This window comes from Rhizobium sp. 11_C7_N12_5 (assembly GCF_051811145.1).
Lineage (GTDB): Bacteria > Pseudomonadota > Alphaproteobacteria > Rhizobiales > Rhizobiaceae > Rhizobium > Rhizobium lusitanum.
The window spans coordinates 3,281,794-3,300,795 of record NZ_JBPWPY010000001.1; the positions used below are offsets into that span (position 1 = coordinate 3,281,794).

Consider the following 19,002-nt stretch of genomic DNA (forward strand, 5'->3'; position numbering starts at 1 on the left):
TAGCTTGCACTGGAAAGATTGAGAAAGCCTTCCGATGCAATTTCAAGGAACTGCCGACTATATCGCCGACAAGGATCTGATGGTCGCCGTCAATGCAGCCATCCGGCTGGAGCGTCCGCTTCTCGTAAAGGGTGAACCGGGCACGGGCAAGACGGAACTGGCGCGACAGGTGGCCGCTGCTCTCGGCCTGGACCTCATCGAGTGGGCCGTAAAATCGACCACCAGGGCGCAGCAGGGCCTTTACGAATACGATGCCGTCTCGCGCCTGCGCGACAGCCAGCTCGGCGACGCACGCGTTCATGATATCAGCAACTATATCAGACAGGGAAAGCTCTGGCAGGCCTTCACCTCGCCGCGGAAATGCGTGTTGCTGATCGACGAGATCGACAAGGCCGATATCGAATTTCCGAACGACCTCTTGCAGGAACTCGACCGCATGGAATTCCATGTCTACGAGACCGACGAAACGATCCGGGCCGCCATCCGGCCGATCGTCATCATCACATCAAACAATGAAAAGGAGCTGCCGGACGCCTTCCTGCGCCGCTGCTTCTTCCACTATATCCGCTTCCCCGACATGGAAACACTGGAGCGCATAGTCGAGGTACACTATCCCGGCATCAAGCAGACGCTTCTGCATGCGGCGCTGACGCAATTCTTCGAGATCCGAGACGTGGCGGGCCTGAAGAAGAAGCCCTCGACATCCGAAGCCCTCGATTGGATCCGTCTGCTCGTCGCCGACGATGTCGATCCGGCCACGCTGCGCGGCGATGCGAAAAACGCCCTGCCGAAGCTCCACGGTGCTTTGCTGAAGAACGAGCAGGACGTGCACCTCTTCGAGCGGCTGGCCTTCATGGCGCGTGGGCAGGGAAAATAATGCAGCCGGATGCTGTTAAGGTCCTGATCTACGCCGTTCGGGAGCGCCACTTGCTTGTTTTCGACGAGCCGGATTTTCCGGCGGTCGAACTGCAGGTCCCCGGCGGTACCGTCGAGGCCGGCGAAGACATAGCGGCAGCGGGAGCACGAGAGTTCGAAGAAGAAACCGGGCTCACAGCAAACGCGCTGCATCCGCTCGGCATCGACGATTACCGGTTCGAGAAGAGCGGTCGCACCTGTCACCATCAGCGGCATTTTTTCCGCTGCACCCTCCCGGAGACGACACCGGCCACCTGGCGCCACTTCGAGATGACGCCGTTCGATGGCAGCGCACCCATCTGCTTCCGCTTTTTCTGGATATCGCTCGCCGAGGCGCGGAAGCGTCTCGGCTATGGCATGGCGGCGCTTCTTGAACATTTGTAAGTGAGAACCGACATCAGAGCGCGGCCGCCAGCCGCCGCAAAGCTTGCCCATTGACCAGCGGGAACAGCAGGTTTATGAAATTCCTTCTGTGGTGATTTGGCCGGCCGGCTTGCAGCCACGTTAAATAAGTCGCTAAAGGGCCGCGTGCGGACCGGTAGCGATTCATGATCGCGGCCGGTTTTTTTGTATTTGGTCGAGTGAAAACAATGCCCATCAAGATTCCCGATACGCTGCCCGCATTTGAGACCCTCCGGAACGAGGGCGTGCGGGTGATGACCGAAACGGTGGCGATCCGCCAGGATATCCGCCCCCTTCAGATCGGGCTTCTCAACCTCATGCCGAACAAGATCAAGACCGAGATACAGATGGCGCGCCTCATCGGCGCATCGCCGCTGCAGACGGAGTTCTCGCTGGTGCGCGTCGGCGGCCACAAGGCCAAGAACACCTCCGAGGAACACCTGTTTTCCTTCTACCAGACCTGGGAAGAGGTCAAGGATCACAAGTTCGACGGTTTCATCATCACCGGCGCGCCGATCGAGCTGCTGGAGTATGAAGAGGTCACCTACTGGGACGAGATGCGGCAGATCTTCGACTGGACGGCGACCAATGTCCATTCGACGATGAATGTCTGCTGGGGGGCGATGGCCGCCGCCTATCATTTCCATGGTGTGCCGAAGCATACGCTGAAGGAGAAGGCCTTCGGCGTCTATCGCCACCAGAACCTTGCACCGTCATCCGTCTATCTGAACGGCTTCTCCGACGATTTCGCCATTCCGGTCTCGCGCTGGACGGAAGTGCGCCGCGCCGACATCGAAAAGGTGCCTGGCCTGCAGATCCTGATGGATTCAAGCGAAATGGGCGTCTGTCTCGTGCACGAACAGGCCTGCAACCGGCTCTACATGTTCAATCACGTGGAGTATGATTCCACCTCGCTGGCGGACGAATATTTCCGGGATGTGAATGCGGGCGTGCCGATCAAGATGCCGCATAACTACTTCCCCCATAACGACCCGGAGATTCCGCCACAGAACCGGTGGCGCAGCCATGCACATCTGTTCTTCGGCAACTGGATCAACGAAATCTACCAGACCACGCCTTATGATCTGGAGGAGATCGGCCAAGAAAGGGCTTGAGCCTTGTTCATTCCCTTCTTCCTGAAGCTGAAGGAAGCGAAGGTGCCGGTCACGCTCCGGGAATTCCTGTCGCTGCTCGAAGGGATGGAAGAAGGGATAGCCGATTACGATATCGAGGCCTTCTACTATCTGGCCCGTACGACGCTGATCAAGGACGAGCGCTTCATCGACCGCTTCGACCAGGTTTTCGCCGATTATTTCCGTGGCGTGGAGGCGATCGGGGCCAATGCTGACGCGGTGGAGGCAACGGCCATCCCCGACGAATGGCTGCGCAAGCTGGCGGAAAAGCATCTCACCGAAGAAGAACGGAAGCAGATCGAGGCGCTCGGCGGGTTCGACAGACTGATGGAGACACTGCGCCAGCGCTTGGCCGAACAGCAGGGCCGGCATCAGGGCGGATCGAAATGGATCGGCACGGCAGGCACATCGCCCTTCGGCGCCTATGGCTATAACCCTGAAGGCGTGCGCATCGGCCAAGAGACGTCGCGCAATCGCCGGGCGGTGAAGGTCTGGGATCGCCGTGACTTCCAGAATCTCGACGACGGCGTCGAGCTCGGCACCCGCAACATCAAGGTGGCGCTGAAGCGCCTGCGCCGCTGGGTGCGCGAGGGGGCGGCCGACGAGCTGGATCTCTCCGGCACCATCCGCTCCACCGCCGAACACGGCTATCTCGACGTCCAGACCCGGCCGGAACGGCGCAACGCCGTCAAGCTCTTGATGTTCTTCGATGTCGGCGGCTCGATGGACGATCACATTCGTGGGGTGGAAGAGCTGTTTTCCGCCGCCCGCTCCGAGTTTCGGCACATGGAGTATTTCTACTTTCACAACTGCCTCTATGAGGGCGTGTGGAAGGACAATCGTCGCCGGCGTGTCGATGTGACAGCGACAACGGATCTGATCCGCACCTTCGGTCCCGACTACCGTGTCGTCTTCGTCGGCGACGCCGCGATGAGCCCTTACGAGATCACGCAGCCGGGCGGCTCGGTCGAGCATTGGAACAAGGAGGCCGGCGAGGCCTGGCTCGCCCGAATGACCGGCCATTTCCGCAAATGCATCTGGATCAACCCCGTTCCGGAAAGCTATTGGGGCCATACGACCTCGATCTCGATGATACGCCGTCTGATGACCGATCGCATGTATCCCCTGACGCTTGGCGGGCTGGAGAGAGCGACGAAGGAATTGTCACGCTAACTGATCAGCATTTGCATGCCGCAGCGCCACCAAATTACCACAACCATTTGTAGATAAAGAAGCACAGCAGATACCGTCCCAAATCGCTGCGGAAACTGGTGGAGATATGCGTGCGCCACGCTGTAAAATTACTTCTCTTCATCGCAACCATTTTGCTCGTCTCGCAGCAGGCAAGATCCGAGGAAGAGGGCTTCTCCGGACAATGGGAACAGATCGACTCCAACGTGAGCGCCGGTGAAAAATGCCGCGTGGGAATAATCAGGCAAGGCAGATTCATGAGGATCAGCACGAACAACGGCTGGAGCGCCACCGCAGAGACGAGCAGCAACGGAAATTCCAGCTACGCGGCAGGCATGGGACGTTGGAACTCCTACGTGGAAAAATATAGTCAAAAAGCGTTCTATATCCTTCTCGCCGTTCGCGGCGACAGATTGATGGTGATCATGAAGACCGAAAAAGCGGATGGGTCGAACCAAATGGTCAGAACGCTTTTCAGCAGACGGACAGCCAAACTTCGTTACGGCAAGACATAGTAGATCAGGATGAAATCGACCGCCTGTCTTACGCACCGCACATTCGCAGCATAACGTGCCAGTCCCAAGCCAGCGGCAAAGCCTAATCAGACCTTGCCTCTCCTCTGCTCGCCCCTAGTTTTCGCCATCGAACTGGTTGCGGAACGGCGCGAATGGAGGCAGGGTCTGACCTCGCATACTCAAAAGCAATGGATGAGTTGATATGACGGAAAGCACTTTGCAGCGGGAAATTTTTGGGACGACGGCGGATGGGGATACCGTCTATCGCGTCAAGATCGTCGGTGGCGGCCTGACCGCCCACATCATGTCCTGGGGGGCGGTCGTCCAGGATCTGCGCCTTGACGGCCACGGGCCCTCGCTTCTGCTCGGCTTCGACAATTTTGCCGATTATCCCCTCCACTCCTCCTATTTCGGCGCCACGCCCGGCCGCTGCGCCAACCGCATCGGCGCTGGCCGCTTCACGCTGGATGGCAAGCAATACCAGCTCGAGCTCAACGAAAAGGGCGTCACGCACCTGCACGGCGGCAAGGACAATATCGCCAAGCGCAACTGGACGATCGTTGAGCACGACACCGACCGCGTAGTCCTCAAGATCGTCGATCCCGACGGGCGCGCCGGCTATCCCGGCAACTGCACGATACAGGCGACCTATCGAGTGCATGGCAACGGCGAACTGTCGGTCACCTACGAATCGACCACCGACCAGCCGACGCTCGCCAACGTCTGCCAGCATGCCTATTTCAATCTTGACGGCCGCGACGATGCTCTCGGTCACGACATCATGATCGCCGCCGATCACTATACGCCGACGGATGAGAAGCAGGTACCCACGGGCGAAGTGCGTTCGGTCGAAGGCACTGTGTTCGATTTCCGCGAGATGGCGCCGATGAAGCGCTTCGACGGAACGGAGCAGGCGCTGTACGACCATAACTTCTGCCTCTCGACCGAGCGCACTGCCAAGCGTTCCGTTGTGCTGGCCCGCAGCGTCAATTCCGGCGTGTCGCTGGAGGTGCGCACCACCGAACCCGGCGTGCAGTTCTATACCGGCTTCAAGCTCGACGTTCCGGTTCCCGGCCATGATGGCCGCAAGATCGGACCGTTCGCCGGCTTCTGCCTGGAAACGCAGGTTTGGCCCGACGCGATCAATCACGAAGGCTTCCCCAATGCCGTGCTCCGCCCGGGCGAGGTATTGCGGCAGGAAACGGATTACATCTTCACCAAGAACTGATCGGGGCATGCCCCGCTCTCTTGAAATTCGGCCGGGCGTCCAAAGCGCCCGGCCGATTCTTTTTAGGCCCGCAGGCAGATTCGCCTTGTGAATTGGTTCTAAATAGGTTCTATATGCACATCATGGATAGAACCAGTTTGATCGCTGAATTGAACAGCCGCGGCCTCAGCGATGGGACCGGGAGTGGGCCGCTCTATAAGCGTCTGGCGCAGGCACTGACGGGCCTTATTCAGGAGGGACTGCTGAAATCGGGCACCGCGCTGCCCGGCGAACGCGATCTTGCCGGCGCCCTGCAGATCGGCCGCGTCACGGTGCGAACGGCCTATCGCGACCTGCTCGCTTCGGGCGTCATCGAATCCCGCCACGGCAGCGGCACCTTCGTCTCGCAGCATGTCGAGCGCATCGAGCAGCCGCTCTGGCGCCTCTCCTCCTTCTCCGCCGACATGCGCTCACGCGGCCGCGAGCCGGCAGCCCGCATCCTGTCGCGCACCATCAGCGCGCCGGCGCCGGAGGAATCCTTCCTGCTCGGCCTCGGCCTTGACGAACCTGTGCTGCGGCTTGACCGCCTGCGCCTGGCCGACGGCCAGCCGCTCGCCATCGAACGCGCCGTCGTCCCCATCAAATTCCTCGGCGAGGACGCGGTATCCGAGGGTTCGCTCTATGATGCGCTCGCTGCCAAAGGCTTCAAGCCCGTGCGTGCCCAGCAAAGGCTGACGGCCGTGACGCTGGACCCCACATCCGCATCGATCCTGACCGTCAAGGCCGGAGCGCCGGCGCTTTTGATCGAACGGGTGTCACGCCTCGCGGACCAGCGCGTCGTCGAATACACCCGCTCGCATTATCGCGGCGATGCCTATGATTTTGTAGCCGAATTGAGAATTGGAGATGACCTATGAGCGAGACCCAATCCCTGATGCTGACGGAAGCCGGCCAGTCGCCGGACGTGGTTGCAACGCTGCTTGACAAGGAAAAGCCCGCCTTTGCCGAAATCGCGAAGCTCTTCTCCTCCACGCGCCCGTCGCTGGTCACGACAGCCGCGCGCGGCTCTTCCGACCATGCCGCGACCTTCTTCAAATATCTCTTGGAAATATCCTGCGGCATCCCGGTCGCCTCGGTCGGCCCGTCGATCGCCTCCGTCTATGGCGTTCCGCTCCACCTAAAGGGCGGCATCCACTTCACCGTGTCGCAATCCGGCGGCAGTCCCGATATCATCGCCATGCAGGCCGCCGCCAAGAAGGGCGGCGCTACCACGATCGCCGTCGTCAACGTCACCGACAGCCCGCTTGCCAACGAGGCCGACATCGTGCTCGGCCTCAATGCCGGCAAGGAACAGAGCGTCGCCGCCACGAAATCCTTCATCGCCTCCGTTGCAGCCCTTGCCGGCGTCACCGCAACGATCTCGCAGGACCAAGCCCTCTTCGCCGGCCTAGCCAGGCTGCCGGAAGCACTGAGGGCCACCTCGGGCATCGACGGCAAGGCTGCCGAAGACGTGCTCTTCAACGCCTCCTCGCTCTATACCGGCGGACGCGGCCCCGCCTTCGCCATCGCACTTGAAGCCGCGCTGAAGGCCAAGGAAACCGCCGGCCTGCACGCCGAAGCCTTTTCGCTGGCCGAACTGATGCATGGCCCGATGCGGCTGGTGCAGCCAGGCTTCCCCATCGTCGCCTTCTCGCCCGATGACGCGGCCTTCGCCAACAATGCCCGGGCGCTGGAGCGACTGCAGAAGCTCGGCGCAACCGCCGTCTCCTTCTCGACCGCTCCGCTTGCCGGGATCAACCTGCGCATGCCGACCACCGGGAACGGCCTGCTTGATCCGCTGGTATCGCTGCTTTGCTACTACCGCCTCATCGAGTCCGTGACGCGCCGCAAGGGCTTCGATCCTGACAAGCCGGCTAACCTTCTCAAGATCACGGAGACCATGTGATGGACTATAAGGTCTTTACCGGCGCCCGAATTTTCGACGGCGACCGCTTTCACGACGACAGTGCACTGGTGATCGGCAACGGCCGCATACACGCGATCACCAGTGCCAACGACGTGCCCGACAACGCCGAAACGGTCCAGCTTAACGGCGGCGTCCTGTCGCCGGGCTTCATCGACGCTCAGGTGAACGGCGGTGGCGGCCGCATGCTGAATGACGAGCCCTCGGCCGAATCCATGTACATGATCGCCGAGGGGCATCGCCCCTATGGCACCACCTCGCTGCTGCCGACGCTGATCACCGATGTCGCGGCCGCGACGACGGCCGCAATCGAGGCGGCAGTCGAGGCCGTGAAGGCCAATCGCGGCGTCGCCGGCCTGCATCTCGAGGGCCCGCATCTGGCGCCGGCCCGCAAGGGTGCGCATCTGGCCGAGCTGATGCGTCCGGTCGAGGACAGCGATGTCAGAACCTTCATCCGCGCCCGTGAGGCGATCGGTACGCTGCTGGTCACCATGGCGGCCGAACAGGTGACGGAGCGGCAGGTGCAGGCGCTTGCCGAAGGCGGCGTCATCGTCAGCATCGGCCATAGCGACTGCACGGCGGAAGCGGCAAATGCGCGTTTCGATGCCGGCGCCCGCGGCGTCACCCATCTTTTCAACGCCATGAGCCAGATGGGCCATCGTGCGCCGGGCCTTGTCGGCGCGGCGATCGACCACCCTGCCCCGTGGTGCGGCATCATCGCCGATGGCCACCATGTCGATCCGATCGCGCTGCGCGTTGGACTTCGCGCCAAGCGCGGTGAAGGCCGGCTTTTCTTCGTCACGGATGCCATGTCGCTCGTGGGCACCGATCTTCCGAGCTTCACGCTGAACGGCCGCACGGTCTATCGCACCAAGGGCGGCTATTGCTCCAAGCTGACGCTGGACGACGGCACGCTCGCCGGCTCCGATGTCGATATGGCTTCCACCATCCGCTATGGCGTCAATGTCCTTGAACTGCCGCTGGCCGAAGCGTTGCGCATGGCGACCTCCTATCCCGCCCGCTTCCTGCGGCTCGGCGATCGTGGCCACCTGACGCCCGGAACCCGCGCCGACCTGGTCCATATCGACGACGGCATCGAGGTCACTCAAACATGGATCTCGGGCCAGCCTTCGGCTTGAAACAATCGAGAAGGAGGCACGGCATGAGCACAATCACAGACAGCTATTTCTCCGCCCTCATCGACCGGCTGGAAACCCTGCGCGAAGCGCTGGCGGAACCGATGTCGAGGGCCGCCGCCGCCATCTGCACGGCAGCGCGCGCCGATCGCCGCGTCTATGTCTTCGGCACCGGCCATTCGCATATGCTGGCGGAAGAGGTGCACTATCGCGCCGGCGGCTTGGCTTTCACCATCCCGGTGCTTGTGGGATCCGCCATGCTGCACGAAGGCGCCGTCATCAGCTCGGTCTATGAACGCACGGAGGGCCTCATCCGCCCGATCTTCGAGCGCTATGGCATGCAGCCGGGCGACGTGCTGATCATCGCCTCCAATTCTGGCGTCAATGCCGCGCCGATCGAGGCTGCCGATTTCGGCCGAGAAATCGGCGCGACCGTCATCGCCATCACCTCGTCCGCCTATTCGGCCGCCATCGCCAACGGCCGCAGGAGGCTTGCTGATATCGCAGATATCGTGCTGGACAATGGCCTGCCGCCGGGCGACGCCATCATCGACCTGCCGGGCACCGATCTAAAGGTCGGGCCGGCGTCGACGGCCATCGGCACCACGGTGCTGAACGCCATCTTCGCCGATGTCGCCGCCGAGCTCTGCAAGGACGGCGAGCCGCCGGTCTACCTCAGCGCCAACATGCCGGGCGCCAAGGAAACCAATCAGCGGCTGGTGAAGAAATACCGGCCACGCAACCCGCATCTCTAGAAACGCGCGGCGGTTTTCAGTCCGGAATTGCATGAAAGCAAACGATTGGAGCGGCTCAGCAATCCCATGGAAAGCTGAGCCGCTCCAATTGATGTTATTGCGCCGCCGCGTCTGAGGCTGACGGCTCTTCCACCACTGCCTCTGTCTGCTTACGCCGCCTGCGCAGCACGACGTAGAACACCGGCGTCAGGAACAGGCCGAACAGCGTCACGCCGAGCATGCCGGAGAATACGGCCGTGCCGAGCGACTGGCGCATTTCCGCGCCGGGCCCGGTGGCGATCATCAACGGCACAACGCCGAAGATGAATGCGAAGGCCGTCATCAGGATCGGCCGCAGACGCAGATGGCTGGCCTCGATCGCCGCCTCCACCGCGCTCTTTCCTTCGAGCTGCGCCTGACGCGCGAATTCGACGATCAGGATCGCGTTCTTGGCCGCAAGGCCGATCAGCACGATAAGTCCGATCTGCGTCAGGATATTGTTGTCCATGCCTCTCAGATGCACCCCGATCAATGCGGCGAGCACCGCCAGGGGCACGATGAGGATGATGGCGAGCGGCAGCGTCCAGCTTTCATACTGGGCCGCAAGCGCGAGGAAAACGAAGATGACCGACAGGGCGAAGATATAGACCGCCGTATTGCCGGTATTCCTTTCCTGATAGGCAAGCTCCGTCCATTCGAAGGTCGTGCCCGTCGGAAGAAGGTTCTTCGCCAGCCCCTCCATGGTGTCGAGGGCCGTACCGGTGGAGACGCCCGGCGCCGGATTGCCCTGGATGGGAACCGAGACATACATGTTGTAGCGCTGCACCAGCGTCGGCCCGGTCGTATCCCGGATATCGACGAGGGTGCCGAGCGGCACCAGCGCGCCAGTGGCTGAGCGAACCTTCAGCGCCAGAATATCCTCCCGGTCCATGCGATATTGCTGGTCGGCCTGCGCCCGCACCTGATAGACGCGGCCGAAGGCGTTGAAGTCGTTGACGTAGGACGTGCCGAGGTTGATCGACAGCGTCTCGAAGATGTTCGGGATCGGCACGTTCAGCGCCCGCGCCTTGTCGCGGTCGATCGCCAGGAAATATTGCGGGCTGTTGGCCGAGAAGGTGGTGAAGACGCCGCTGACACCCTTATTCTGTGCGGCAGCGCCCATCATTTGATAGGCCAGCGGCAGGATCCGGCGCATGTCGGGATTTTCGCGGTCCATGATCTGCATCTTGAAGCCGCCGGAATTGCCGACGCCGCGGATCGATGGCGGCGGAATGGCGATGATGAAGGCCTCCTGAATGCCCTGGAGGCTGCCATAGATCTGGCCGATGATCTTCATGGCCGTCTCGCCGCTCTTCAATCTCTCCTCGAAGGGTTTGAAGGGCGTGAAGATGACGCCCGAATTCGAGGCATTGGTGAAGGTCGCGCCATTGAAGCCGGCAAAAGCAACGGCGTTTTCCACGCCAGGCGTCTTGTTGATGATCGCGGTCGCCTTCTCGATGACGGCATTGGTGCGCGCCAGCGACGCTCCATCCGGCAATTGCACGACGACGATGGCATAACCCTGGTCCATTGTGGGAACGAAGCCCTGCGGCACGATCCTGCCCATGAACCAGGTCGCGCCGAGCAGCCCGACGAACACGAGAAGAGCGCAGCCAAGCGCGACCCAGGTGGTGACGAGATGGCGGATGACCCAGGAATAGCCCCTGCTCATCGACTCGAAACCCCTATTGAACCCATCGCCCAGAGCGCGACCGAAACGCGAGACGATATTGTTGGATTTCTTGTGGTCGTGTGGACGCAACACGATGGCGGCAATTGCTGGCGACAGCGTCAACGAATTCAGGCAGGAAATCGCCGTTGCGATGGAGATGGTCACCGCGAACTGCCGGTAGAACTGTCCCGTTATGCCCGGAATGAAGGCGGTCGGCAGGAAGACGGCGATCAGGACCAGCGAAATCGCCAGAACTGCAGTGCCGACCTCGTTCATCGTCACATGCGACGCCTCCTTTGGCGTCATCCCGAGCGCCAGGTTGCGCTCGACGTTTTCGACGACCACGATCGCGTCGTCGACGACAATGCCGATGGCGAGCACCAGGCCGAACAGCGTCAGCATGTTCAGCGAGAAACCGAAGGCGAGCAGGAAGGCGAAGGTCCCGATGAGCGATACCGGAATGGCGACGATCGGAATGATCGCCGTCCGCCACGACTGCAGGAAGACCAGCACGACGATGGCAACGAGCACGGCTGCCTCGAAGATCGTCTTATAGACCTCGTAAATCGATTCCGCGATGAATTCGGTCGGATTGTAGACGATGCGATATTCGAGGCCCTGCGGAAAATCCTGCGCCAGGCTCTGCATCGTCTTCTGGATGCTTGCGGCGGCGTCAAGCGCATTGGTGCCGGGGCGGGCAAAGATGCCGAGCGCAACCGCCGGCTTGCCGTTCAGATAGCTGTTGGTAACGTAGTCCTGCGCGCCGAGCTCGATACGCGCCACGTCCTGCAGCTGCACGAGCCGGCCGCTATCCGTCGCCTTGACGATGACATAGCGGAATTGCCGCGCATCGGAAAAACGCCCCTGGGTCGTCACCGTATATTGAAAGGCGTTGGTGCCCGAAACCGGCGGCCCGCCGATCGAGCCGCCGGACACCTGCACGTTCTGGTCCCGCAACGCCTGGACGATGTCGCCTGCGGTCATGCCGTAGGCGGCGAGCTTTTCCGGGTCGAGCCAGATGCGCAGCGAATATTGCCGCTCGCCGAAGAGCTGCACGTCGCCGACACCGTCGAGACGGACGAGAAGGTCGCGGATGCGCGTTCGGGCATAGTTGGAGATATAAAGCTGGTCGTAGCGGTTGCTCGGCGAGAGCAGATGCACGACCATCATCAGATCCGGCGAGCTTTTGACCGTGGTGATGCCGATGCGGCGGACATCATCGGGCAGGCGCGGTTCGGCAATGGCGACGCGGTTCTGCACCAGCACCTGTGCCTTGTCGAGATCGGTGCCGAGCTTGAAGGTGATGGTCAGCGACATCGAGCCGTCGGCGCTGGAATAGGAGGACATGTAGAGCATGTCTTCCACGCCGTTGACCTCCTGCTCGATCGGCGTCGCCACCGTATCGGCGATCGTCTGGGAATCGGCGCCCGGATAGGAGGTGCGCACCACGATCGTGGGAGGCGCGACCTCCGGATATTGCGCCACCGGAAGCTGGAAATAGGCAATGCCGCCGACGATCAGCAGCACGATGGACAGAACCGACGCGAAAATCGGCCGGTCGACGAAAAAATGGGAAAACCTCATTGATCCGTCCCCTGTGCGTCCGCCTGAGCCGGCGGCTCGTCATTCGACGCTTCCTGCGGCAATTCGATCAGCTGAGGCGCGACCTTGACGCCGGGCCTGATGCGCATCAGGCCGTTGACAATAATGGTCTCGTCACCGGTCATGCCGTCGCGGATCACCCGGTAGCCATAAAGCTTCGGCCCGACCCGCACCGACTTCGGCGTCACGTTGCCGGCCGTGTCGACGACATAGACGACACGCTGGTTCTGATCCGAACCGATGGCTTCGTCGGGCACCAGAATCGCCTTGTAGCTGTTAGAGCCCTGCACCTGGATGCGCCCAAACAGGCCGGGCTGGAGAATGAGATCGGGGTTGGGGAAGGTAGCGCGAACACGGATCGTACCCGTTTGATTGTCCACACGGTTTTCCGCAAAGTCGAGCTTGCCCTTGAAAGACTTCTGGTGAGAGTCGGCGATCGTCACGGTGACGTTGAGACCGCCGCCGCCCTGCTGCAAGGCGCTGCCGTTCTTGCGCGCCTCGTCGGCATAGGAAAGCAGCCGGCGCTCATCGACGTCAAAATAGAAATCGATCGGGTCGAGAGACACGATGGTCGTGAGGATGGTCTGATCGGCCTGCACGAGATTGCCGACGGAAATCAGCCGACGGTCGATCCGGCCGCTGAGCGGCGCGGTGATCTTGGTGAAATCCATGTCGAGATTGGCGCGATCCACGGCCGCCTCCGCCCCACGCACATTCGCCTGCGCCGAGATGAGGTCGCGGCGGCGATCGTCCAGGTTCGAGGCCGACTGGCTGCCCGTCGTCGACAGGGATTCCGTCCGCTTGAATTGCGCATCGGCAAGCGTGAGCGACGATTTCGCCACCTCCAGCGACGCCGTCGCCTCGTTCAAGGTGGTGATGAACGGCCGCTGGTCGATGACAAAGAGCAGGTCGCCCTGCTTGACCATGGTGCCGTCCTTGAAATGCACCTCCTGCAGATAACCGCCGACCCGCGAGCGCACGGAGACCTCGTCGACCGCCTGGAAGCGCCCGATGAACTCGTCGCTGTCGATGACATCGCGAACGACGGGCTTGGCGACCGTGACGGGCGCAGCCGGCGGCGCGCTTTGCGCCAGCGCCTGGGCGCTCGAGAAAACGGTGATTACACAGCTGAACAAGATGGCACGCGGCAGCATCGGCATGAAGGCCCCCTCGAAAAACCGCACACGACAATAAGCGCCGCCGCGTTAAACGTCTACGATATTTGCCTGCAACTTTTACGAAGGACCTGTCGCCATCAGGCGAAATCCAATCAAGTCTCTTCGGACTTCCCCAACATGCACCACGGGCCGCGCCGGCCCGGGGGTATCAACCGGCTCATCGTCCGGCAGCATGCGTTAATGTATAAACAGTTTATCGGATTCGACAACAGGGAATGAAGCGGCCGCGACCGAGCGCAACCGATTGTTTTTTCTAATATAGACGGACGCGCATAGGGCGAGCTGGCAGAGATATCAGCCCTCCAGCTCCTCGCGCAGCATTTCAAGCTCAAGCCATTCCTCTTCCATCCTGATCAAGCTTTCGCGCAGCTTTTCCATCTCTGCCGCAAGACGATTGAACGTAGCGGGATCCTTGGTGAAGAGAGTGGGATCGGCCATTTTCTTCTCGCGGACGGCGATCTCCGCTTCCGCCTTGGCCATTTCCTTGGGCAGGTTTTCCAATGCGAATTTCTGCTTGTAGGAAAGCTTGGCCTTGCCTTTCGAAGCGTCCGCGGCGGATGACGCAGTCTCTGCGGCCCTCGGCTTTTCAGCCGCCTTTTCCGCCCGCTTGCGCTCTTCCATCGCGCCCTTGCGCTGTGTGAGCATGTCCGAATAGCCGCCGGCATATTCGATCCATCGGCCGTCCGGATCTTCCGGGTTGGCGGGCGCGATCGTCGAGGTCACGGTGCGGTCGAGAAAATCGCGGTCGTGGCTGACGAGGATGACCGTGCCGGAAAAGCCGGCGACGATTTCCTGCAGCAGATCGAGCGTCTCGATGTCGAGATCGTTTGTGGGTTCGTCGAGGATCAGCAGATTGGTCGGCCGCGACAGGATACGCGCCAGCATCAGCCGGGCGCGCTCGCCGCCGGAAAGATTCCTGATCGGCGTGCGGGCCTGCTCCGGCTGAAACAGGAATTCCTTCATGTAGCCGGTTACATGCCGTTGCTCGCCGTTGACAAGCAGGTTTTCGCCGCGCCCGTCGGTCAGGTAGTTGGCAAGCGTGTCCTCGGGATCAAGCTCTTCGCGCTTCTGGTCGAGCGTGGCGATCTCCAGATTGGTGCCGAGCTTCACCGTGCCGCTGTCCGGGGCCAATTGGCCGGTCAGCATCTTCAGGAGCGTCGTCTTGCCGGCGCCGTTCGGGCCGACGAGGCCGATGCAATCGCCGCGATGCACGCGGATCGAAAACGGCGCCACGATGACGCGTTCGTCATAGGCCTTGGTGATCTTCTCGGCCTCGATCACCAGCTTGCCGCTCTCCTGCGCATCCGCGGCGGTCGCCTGCACGGAACCCAGCGCGCCCCTGTGGCCACGATGGCGCGAGCGCATGTCGTGCAATTCGCCGAGGCGGCGCATGTTGCGCTTGCGCCGCGCGGTCACGCCGTAGCGCAGCCAGTGCTCCTCGCGCTCGATCGCCTTGCCGAGCTTGTGCTGCTCCAGCTCTTCGGCTTCCAGCACCTGATCGCGCCAGGCTTCGAAGAATGCAAAGCCGCGATCGAGCCGCCGCGAGGTGCCGCGATCGAGCCAGACGGTCGCCGTCGAGACTTTTTCGAGGAAACGACGGTCGTGCGAGATCAATACCAGCGCGCTGCGGGTCTTCTGCAGCTCGCCTTCCAGCCATTCGATGGTTGGCAGGTCCAGATGGTTTGTGGGCTCATCGAGCAGAAGGATGTCCGGCTCCGGCGCCAGAACGCGGGCAAGAGCCGCACGGCGCGCTTCGCCGCCTGAAAGGTTCTTCGGATCCTCTTCGCCGGTGAGGCCGAGATGCGACAGGAGATAGGTGACGCGATAGGGATCGTCGCCAGGCCCCAACCCGGCTTCGGCATAGGCGGCCACCGTCTTGTAATCGGCGAAATCCGGTGCCTGTTCGAGATAGCGCACGGTCGACGACGGATGACGGAACACTTCGCCGGACTGCGCCTCGACCATGCCGGCTGCGATCTTCAAAAGAGTCGACTTGCCCGAACCATTGCGGCCGACGAGGCAGATCTTGTCACCCGGCTCCACCTGCAGCCCGGCGCCGGCGAGCAGGGGTGCTCCGCCGAAGCTCAGGAAGATGGCGTCGAGTTTCAGAATGGGAGGGGCCAAGATCAGACTCCGCTGAGATCATAAGGGCGGGCAAGGACGATCGCCCTGCCGCTGCCGAGCGAAAAGCGCACAGCGCCTTCCGCCACATTGGAAATGGTGCGCGACGTGCCGAAGGGCAGATGGAAATCGCGCAAGGGATAACGGGCATTGTCGATGAAAAGCCCCGTAAGGTCGCTGAAACCGAGAACCGAAAACAGCGATCCGGTCGGTAGCTGAAGCATCAGCTCTCCCGGCGGAAGCGGCACCGCTTCCTCATCACCGGAGGTCAGCAGCACATCAAAGCCCTTTTCGGCGAGCTGGACGCCGTAGAGCAGGTGCTGGATCGCATGATCAGACCGTTCGCCACCCATGGCCCCGGCGAGGATCAACCTGGTTGCCCCACGATCGATTGCCTCCGATACGGCAATCTCGCCATCGGTTGCCGCTTTCGCCGCCGGATAGGGCTGCTTCGGCACCTTGGGAAACGCCGCGAGGAGGTCCGCGGATGTGGAATCGAAATCGCCGACCCAGAGCTCCGGCTCTGCGCCAAGCGCCACGGCATGGCGCATGCCGCCGTCGGCCGCGATGAAACGGCTACCGGAAACCGCGGCGCGCAACCGATCCGTCATGCGAAGCTCGCCGCCGAGTAGGATGGTGAAGGTGGTGGACTGGCTCATGCGCCAAGCCCATAGCGCAAAGTCGTATCCCTAGGGAAGAGCGCCGTTCGCAAGAACGACCCGTGTCGGCCGCTCAGTCGGCCGTTTCCTTGAGGCGGGCCTCAATAACGCGTTCATAGCCTGTGACATAGCGATCGAACAACAACGAGAAACTCTTGATTTCCTCAGCCGACCAATCGGCAAAGATGCCGCCGATGACGGAGTATTTTTGCGCCTGAATTTCCGACAGCAACCGTTGCCCCAGCGCGGTGAGCACGACGACGATGCGCCGCGCATCTGCCTGGGACGCCTTTCGCCGCAAGACACCGCGCGCCACCATATCGGCAACGATGCGGCTCGCCCGCGACGGATCGATGCGCAGGATGTCCGCAATCGTCCCGACGGTGACTTCGCCTGTGGCCTCTGCCCGCCTCACGACGTCGAGCACATCTAGATGCGAAAGCTCAAGCCCCGGGGCGACGTTCTGGATGGCGAGCCTGCCGATCATACGGCGGCCTGTCAGCAGGCGCATGCGCGTCATCGCCTGACCGATCAGCAGGAGATTCGCGTCTTCGGTCAGCGGCGGGCCTTCAACTTCACGTGTATTCATCGCTGATGTCATCTTTCCACCATATCAGAGGCGGAAAAGAAATAAAACATGCAAACAGCATTCACCTGTCATTGACAATTATATGCTAACAGCACATATGTTTCCTATATGAAGGCGGGGCGCCCCGCGCATTCGCTCGACTGCGCAGCGTTTCGGACAAGCTGGGATATCTTGCTCCATGGACATGCAGACAACGTTCGCGCCGCTCGTGACGGATCCCAGGCGGCGGCTTATTCTCTTCCTGTTTCTGATGACCGCCATGTTCATGGCAACGCTCGACAATCAGATCGTATCGACGGCACTCCCTACCATCGTCGGCGAGTTCGGGCATCTGGAACGCTTCGGCTGGATTGGATCGGCCTATCTTCTCTCCCTTTCCGCCGTGATGCCTGTTTATGGCAAGCTCGGCGACCTCTTCGGCCGCAAATATGTGATGATGACGGCGATCGCGATCTTCACTGTCGGCTCCGCCGTCTGCGGCCTTGCGGTGTCGATGGACACGCTGATCGCCGCCCGCGTGCTGCAGGGCTTCGGCGGCGGCGGCATCATGGTGTCGATCTTCGCCGTCAACGCCGATCTCTTCGAGCCGCGCGAACGCGCCCGCTACCAGAGCTATTCGAGCCTCGTGCTGATGGCGTCCGGCGCCATCGGCCCCGTCCTCGGCGGCACGATGAGCGATCTGTTCGGCTGGCGCTCGATTTTCCTCGTCAATGTGCCGATCGGCTTCATCGTGCTCGCCGGCCTCGCCACCATGCTGCCCTACCGCAAGCCGGCCCGCCGGCCGAAGATCGACTATGCCGGCGCGCTTGTTCTTGCACTGACGACGACAAGCATCGTGCTCGCCGCAGACGGCACCGAACTCTTCGGATCGCTGCTGTCGCCGCAATGCCTCGGCATCATCGCCTTCGGTGTCATCTGCGCTATCGCCTGGGTCTTCATCGAGCGGCGTGCGCCCGAGCCAATCGTGCCGATGACACTGTTCCGCAATCCGACATTCGGCCTGCTCCTGATCATCTCGATCACCAGCGGTGCGGTCGCCATCGGCATGGTCAACTACTTCGCTCTCTTCCTGCAGACGACGACGGGCCTTTCGCCCTCGCTGGCCGGCCTGCTGTTCATCCTTTTGACCGGCGGCATCGTCTGCGGCTCGCTTTCCGCCGGCAGGTTGATCGCGGCAAGAGGCCGCTACAAACCCTTTGCCGTCGCCAGCGCCGCCTGCAGCACCATTGCTTTCGGCTCGCTCGCCTTCGTCCATGCCGGCACGCCCATCGCCGTCATCGGCGGCCTGATGCTGCTGCACGGCATCGGTATCGGCCTTGCGCAGCAGGTGCCTGTCATCGGCGTGCAGAACGCCGCCAATAGCCGCGACGTCGGTGCTGCTACCGGCGCGGTGACGCTGTCGCGGATGGGCGGTGCCTCGATCGCCATCTCCATCTATGGCGCCATCATCGCCGCCAAGCTCGGCAATGTCGGTGTCTCGATTTCAGGCGTTTCCGACATCAAGGAACTGACGCCGAAGATGATGGCGGCCCTGCCGGAAGCCACCCGCGAAGCCGTCGCCAATGCCTATGCAAGTGCCTTCAGTCCCCTGTTCATGACGGCAGCCGGCATCTGCCTGCTCGGCCTTCTGACAGCGCTCACGCTGAAGAACGTGCAGCTGCCCGGCGCCACCAAGAAATTCGAAAACACGGTTGCCGCCGAAGCCGCCGAATAGATCGTGCGGCCTGCAATCGACGGGGGAATCATTCCCCTTGTCATCCCTTCGTCACAAGGCTAAATCTGCCGATGCTCTAACGGGGTGCCTTATGTCCTTTGGGATATTTGGCTGAGAGGCTTTGACAGGCCAACCCGCGGAACCTGATCCGGCTAACACCGGCGGAGGGATTAGACGCGTGACGAAATCATGGCGCCCTTTTCCCCTTCAAGACGAAACCAAAGAGGAGGCG

General features: G+C 61.7%; 16 protein-coding genes and 2 riboswitches. Of the genes, 11 read left to right on the forward strand and 5 right to left on the reverse strand.

The window, feature by feature from the left end:
- Positions 1–34 precede the first annotated feature (34 nt).
- The 10 genes from AB8B29_RS16125 to AB8B29_RS16170 all read left to right on the forward strand — a co-directional run bounded on the left by AB8B29_RS16125 (position 35) and on the right by AB8B29_RS16170 (position 9,217).
- Positions 35–877: an AAA family ATPase gene (locus tag AB8B29_RS16125; protein WP_037195900.1), complete on the forward strand. Its 843-nt coding sequence runs from the start codon at positions 35–37 to the stop codon at positions 875–877.
- On the forward strand, positions 877–1,299 hold the full coding sequence (locus tag AB8B29_RS16130) for an NUDIX hydrolase (protein WP_037195898.1): 423 nt from the start codon (positions 877–879) through the stop codon (positions 1,297–1,299). Before AB8B29_RS16125 ends, AB8B29_RS16130 begins: the two co-directional genes overlap by 1 nt.
- Before the next feature lie 78 nt (positions 1,300–1,377).
- Positions 1,378–1,455, forward strand: a riboswitch (SAM riboswitch).
- Positions 1,456–1,505: 50 nt separating this feature from the next.
- Positions 1,506–2,432, forward strand: coding sequence for a homoserine O-acetyltransferase MetA (metA, locus tag AB8B29_RS16135; protein WP_037195896.1), 927 nt, complete (start codon positions 1,506–1,508; stop codon positions 2,430–2,432).
- Positions 2,433–2,435: 3 nt separating this feature from the next.
- Positions 2,436–3,623: a vWA domain-containing protein gene (locus AB8B29_RS16140; RefSeq protein WP_037195894.1), complete on the forward strand. Its 1,188-nt coding sequence runs from the start codon at positions 2,436–2,438 to the stop codon at positions 3,621–3,623.
- A gap of 110 nt (positions 3,624–3,733) precedes the next feature.
- The gene (locus tag AB8B29_RS16145; RefSeq protein WP_037195892.1) at positions 3,734–4,156 is read left to right on the forward strand and encodes a hypothetical protein; all 423 of its coding nucleotides are present in this window, start codon (positions 3,734–3,736) and stop codon (positions 4,154–4,156) included.
- 202 nt (positions 4,157–4,358) lie between these two features.
- On the forward strand, positions 4,359–5,384 hold the full coding sequence (locus AB8B29_RS16150) for an aldose epimerase family protein (RefSeq protein ID WP_037195890.1): 1,026 nt from the start codon (positions 4,359–4,361) through the stop codon (positions 5,382–5,384).
- A 122-nt stretch (positions 5,385–5,506) separates the two neighbouring features.
- Positions 5,507–6,280, forward strand: a complete 774-nt coding sequence (locus tag AB8B29_RS16155; RefSeq protein ID WP_037196166.1) for a GntR family transcriptional regulator — start codon at positions 5,507–5,509, stop codon at positions 6,278–6,280.
- Positions 6,277–7,308 (forward strand): SIS domain-containing protein, encoded by a 1,032-nt coding sequence (locus tag AB8B29_RS16160; RefSeq protein ID WP_037195888.1) that lies wholly within the window; start codon positions 6,277–6,279, stop codon positions 7,306–7,308. Before AB8B29_RS16155 ends, AB8B29_RS16160 begins: the two co-directional genes overlap by 4 nt.
- Positions 7,308–8,465: an N-acetylglucosamine-6-phosphate deacetylase gene (nagA, locus tag AB8B29_RS16165; RefSeq protein WP_037195886.1), complete on the forward strand. Its 1,158-nt coding sequence runs from the start codon at positions 7,308–7,310 to the stop codon at positions 8,463–8,465. The genes AB8B29_RS16160 and nagA overlap by 1 nt, the downstream gene beginning before the upstream one ends.
- A gap of 23 nt (positions 8,466–8,488) precedes the next feature.
- A complete protein-coding gene (locus tag AB8B29_RS16170) occupies positions 8,489–9,217 on the forward strand; it encodes an SIS domain-containing protein (protein ID WP_037195883.1) in 729 nt (242 codons plus the stop codon).
- Between the two features lie 94 nt (positions 9,218–9,311).
- Here AB8B29_RS16170 and AB8B29_RS16175 read toward each other — a convergent pair whose 3' ends face one another.
- The 5 genes from AB8B29_RS16175 to AB8B29_RS16195 form a co-directional block, all read right to left on the reverse strand.
- The gene (locus AB8B29_RS16175; RefSeq protein WP_037195881.1) at positions 9,312–12,491 is read right to left on the reverse strand and encodes an efflux RND transporter permease subunit; all 3,180 of its coding nucleotides are present in this window, start codon (positions 12,489–12,491) and stop codon (positions 9,312–9,314) included.
- Entirely contained in the window at positions 12,488–13,669 is a 1,182-nt protein-coding gene (locus AB8B29_RS16180; RefSeq protein ID WP_037195879.1) for an efflux RND transporter periplasmic adaptor subunit, read from the reverse strand. Before AB8B29_RS16180 ends, AB8B29_RS16175 begins: the two co-directional genes overlap by 4 nt.
- Before the next feature lie 312 nt (positions 13,670–13,981).
- Positions 13,982–15,811, reverse strand: coding sequence for an ABC-F family ATP-binding cassette domain-containing protein (locus AB8B29_RS16185; protein WP_037195877.1), 1,830 nt, complete (start codon positions 15,809–15,811; stop codon positions 13,982–13,984).
- 2 nt (positions 15,812–15,813) lie between these two features.
- Positions 15,814–16,467 carry a thiamine diphosphokinase gene (locus AB8B29_RS16190; RefSeq protein ID WP_037195875.1) on the reverse strand — a complete coding sequence of 218 codons (654 nt, stop codon included), beginning with the start codon at positions 16,465–16,467 and terminating at the stop codon, positions 15,814–15,816.
- 73 nt (positions 16,468–16,540) lie between these two features.
- Positions 16,541–17,068: a MarR family winged helix-turn-helix transcriptional regulator gene (locus AB8B29_RS16195; protein ID WP_112442051.1), complete on the reverse strand. Its 528-nt coding sequence runs from the start codon at positions 17,066–17,068 to the stop codon at positions 16,541–16,543.
- 166 nt (positions 17,069–17,234) lie between these two features.
- Between AB8B29_RS16195 and AB8B29_RS16200 the strand changes: the two genes are divergently transcribed.
- Complete coding sequence (locus tag AB8B29_RS16200; RefSeq protein ID WP_037195872.1) at positions 17,235–18,770, forward strand: MDR family MFS transporter; 1,536 nt, start codon at positions 17,235–17,237, stop codon at positions 18,768–18,770.
- 70 nt (positions 18,771–18,840) lie between these two features.
- Positions 18,841–18,957: riboswitch (TPP riboswitch) on the forward strand.
- Positions 18,958–19,002 lie beyond the last annotated feature (45 nt).